This window comes from Protofrankia sp. Cas4, from assembly GCF_963555915.1.
Classification (GTDB): domain Bacteria; phylum Actinomycetota; class Actinomycetes; order Frankiales; family Frankiaceae; genus Protofrankia.
In genome coordinates this window covers 1-3092 of sequence record NZ_CAUVXL010000065.1, presented here as the reverse complement: position 1 = coordinate 3092, position 3092 = coordinate 1, and the positions used below count along the sequence as shown (strand labels likewise).

The 3092-nt window shown below is 70.2% G+C and carries 4 protein-coding genes and 1 pseudogene; all 5 read right to left on the bottom strand.

The features are described 5' to 3' along the window. A pseudogene (locus tag U9979_RS06610) lies at nt 1-349 on the bottom strand (hypothetical protein); the annotation flags it as partial. A 164-nt stretch (nt 350-513) separates the two neighbouring features. Then, nucleotides 514-906: a TadE/TadG family type IV pilus assembly protein gene (locus U9979_RS06605; RefSeq protein WP_322750873.1), complete on the bottom strand. Its 393-nt coding sequence runs from the start codon at nt 904-906 to the stop codon at nt 514-516. A gap of 7 nt (nt 907-913) precedes the next feature. After that, on the bottom strand, nt 914-1036 hold the full coding sequence (locus U9979_RS06600) for a hypothetical protein (protein WP_322778667.1): 123 nt from the start codon (nt 1034-1036) through the stop codon (nt 914-916). Nucleotides 1037-1234: 198 nt separating this feature from the next. Further along, nucleotides 1235-2179: a type II secretion system F family protein gene (locus U9979_RS06595; protein ID WP_322750872.1), complete on the bottom strand. Its 945-nt coding sequence runs from the start codon at nt 2177-2179 to the stop codon at nt 1235-1237. Then, a complete protein-coding gene (locus U9979_RS06590; protein WP_322778668.1) occupies nt 2176-3036 on the bottom strand; it encodes a type II secretion system F family protein in 861 nt (286 codons plus the stop codon). The genes U9979_RS06595 and U9979_RS06590 overlap by 4 nt, the downstream gene beginning before the upstream one ends. Nucleotides 3037-3092 lie beyond the last annotated feature (56 nt).

The following is a 3092-nucleotide window of genomic DNA, read 5'->3' as shown; positions in this document are numbered from 1 at the left end:
GGGCCGCACCGGGCAACGCGGCGACCGAACGGACGCACACGACGAACCGGGCGCCCGGAGTCAGCGATGCGGCCCCGTCGCCTGGATCTCCCGCGCCGCAGTCCGCGCCCTCCGGGGCGAAACGCACCTCGGGCGCGCCGTCAAGGCCCTGGTCGGCGAAGGCCAGTCGAGCCGCCACCCGCGCACGCTCGACGGCTTGGTCCTCACTGTCCGCAGTCGCGTAGGCCCGGCCGGCGGCCCGCGCGGCCTGGGTGACCGCGAACGCCGACCGCTGGACCGCGAACACGCTGAGGAAGAAGTAGACAAACGGGATCAGCAACAGGACCGACAGCCCGACGAACTCGATCAGCGCGGTCCCGCTGTCATCACGGCGACGCAGCCGCAACCGCGGCCCGCCGCGGCCCGGTCCTAGCCGCACGGGTGGTGCCAGCCGCACAGGCGGTGACGGCCGCACAGGCGGTGACGGCCGCACAGGCGGTGACGGCCGCACAGGCGGTGGCCGGTCCGGCGAGCTCACGGCGTCTCCTTGACCGCATGCCCGACAACTCTGATCGTCGTGCTCGCTCCGAACGGCACGAAGGTCAACGGCACCGTGACTTCGCACCGCACCTCAACCAATGGCACCCCGGACGGGTCGGTCACCGCGGCACTCGTGCAACGCGTATCGGCCCGCCCGGGAACGGACGAGGCGATCAGCCGCTCGGCGTACGGACCACCCGCGTCGTCGGTCATGTTCAGGTTTGCCGCGTGCCGCGCGCCCTCAGCCGCGTCCGCGGCAAGGGTGTTACGGATGTGCAGAACAAGTCCGACCTGGACAACGCCGAGAAACAACAGTAACAACAGCATTCCGACCAGGACAAACTCGACGATAGCCGAACCCCGGTCGCCAGCCGGGCGCGCCAGCACCGGACGGTCAGCCGCCGGTCACGGAGTCGATCGCTTTGGTGAAGACATCCCGAAGCTGGGGCACGGCAACCGCCATCAGGGCCACTACCAGTGCCGCCGTCATCACCGTGACCATCACCCAGCCGGGCACGTCGCCGCGATCCCCGCGGCTCCGGGCATCCCCGCGGTCTCCGCCATCCGGGCTGTTCCCGCTCCCACCATCCCAACTAGTCTGACTGTTCCGGCTTTCCGGCCGACCGTGGAAGGCCTCCGTCAACGCCGGAACCCAGTGGCCCATCAGTGCTACGAACACCCGCACAGTCGCCAACTCCCTTACATCGCAGTGTGATCATTGTGCGTTGAACGTCAGACTCACGACCGCTGGATAGAAAGCAAAGATCACAGTGGTCGGCAGGACGAAGAAGACGACCGGCACCATCATCGCGATCTCCTTGCGACCACCGGCCTCCAGCAGTTGCCGCTTGCCCGCCTCACGGACGTCGATCGCCTGCGCCCGCAGCACCTCGGCCAGCGGCGTACCGCGCTCGATCGCCACCACCATGCCCTCGACGAACCGACGCAGCGAGGCGACCGTCGTACGGGCGGCCAGACCCTCCAGCGCCTGAACGAGGGTGGCGCCAGCACGCGTGTCCGCGAGAGCCAACCGCAGTTCGCGGCCCAACTCCCCGTGGGACAACCGACTTACCCGTTCCAACGCTCCCACCGGGCTCTCACCGGCGGTGACCGCCAACGCGAGCAACTCCGCCACCGTCGGGAACTCGATGAGTATGCGTTCCTCGCGCTCTCGTATCGCCCGGGTCAGCCACCAGTCCCGGGCGACGACCCCGCCGGCGACACCGGCGACGACCAGGGCAACGCCGACGATCGGCGGGGGCCCGAAGCCCAGCAGCGCACGCAGAGCCAGCAGTGCGGCGCCGAACAGCGCCCCGGCCACCGACCAGACCACCTGCTGAACCCGGAAATCCTCGATGGAGGTCTGCCCGCCTGCCTGGGTCAGGCGACGCTGCAGGGCGGCACGCCCACCCAGAAAGCGGTCGAGTCGCCGAGCCGCGTCAGCCACGAACGGTCGGACCAGCTCCTCCAGGCCACTACGCGAAGCCGCCGGCCGGGCCCGGTCGGCCAGCAGCCGGGACTGCGCCGGGGTGTCCCGCAGGTACGGGTCGATCCGATCGGCGAGCCGGATCCGCCGGACCACCGGCGACCGCAGGACGATCAGGGCCAGGCCGACGCCGGCCAGCAGGCCGATCAGCGCACCGGTCGCGACCAGACTCATGGACGCAGCACCCGACCTTCCTCAGGGAGTCTGCCGATCTGTTTCATGAGCAGGTACGCCACCACCGACACCCCACCGCCGACCGCGAGTACGACAACGCCGGTGGGGCTGTCATACGCGCGGACCGTCTCCCCCCGGGTCGCCAGCAGCAGGAGGACAACCCACGGCGCCGCGAGCGCGAGCCGCGCAGCATTGATCGTCCAACTCTGTCGGGTTTCGAGCTCCGCGCGGGTCCGGGCGTCCTCCCGCAGGAACGCCGAGAGTGTCCGCAGCAGCCGGCCGAGGTCGGTCCCGCCGACCTCCCGGGCGGTGCGCAACGACTCGATGATCCGGTCGGCGATCGGATCGGCGAGATCGTCAGAAAGCCGGTCCAGGCTCGCCGCGAAGGAGCCGGTCGCCCGGTAGTCCTCGCCGAAACGGGTGAAGGCCGGCCGAAGCGGCAGCGGGCCCCGTAGTCCCACCGATGCGAGCCCCTCGGACAGGGGCATTCCCGCCCGCACCGCGCTGGCCAGATTGTCGACGACATCCGGCCACAGCTCCCGAAGGTCGTGCATGCGCGCCCGGCGGCGACGCATCACCATCGCACGCGGCAGTAGGGCTGCGAAAATGAAGAACGCTCCGGCGAGCGACCAGGTGGCGGTGAAGGCCAGCACGATCAGGCCGACCAGCAGCCCGACCCCGATACTGATCGCGAGGAGCTGGTCGGGACTGACTCCCGGGATTCCCGCCTGAGCGAGCAGCTCCCGGGTCCGTCCGCGCCACTTCGCGGACGCGGGATCGCGCGGGGCGCGGGGGCGCCCGCTGAAGATGATGAGCAGGAGACCGAGGCCGAAGAGCAGGCCGATGAAGATGCCCATCAGCGCTCCACCGCGATCTCGGCCCACGATCGGTCGGAGAGCTGGGCGCGCTCCGT

Excerpts from the sequence above, each read along its gene's own strand:
- U9979_RS06590 (WP_322778668.1), bottom strand. The coding sequence starts at position 3,036 with ATGGGCATCTTCATCGGCCTGCTCTTCGGCCTCGGTCTCCTGCTCATC.
- U9979_RS06595 (WP_322750872.1), bottom strand. The coding sequence starts at position 2,179 with ATGAGTCTGGTCGCGACCGGTGCGCTGATCGGCCTGCTGGCCGGCGTC.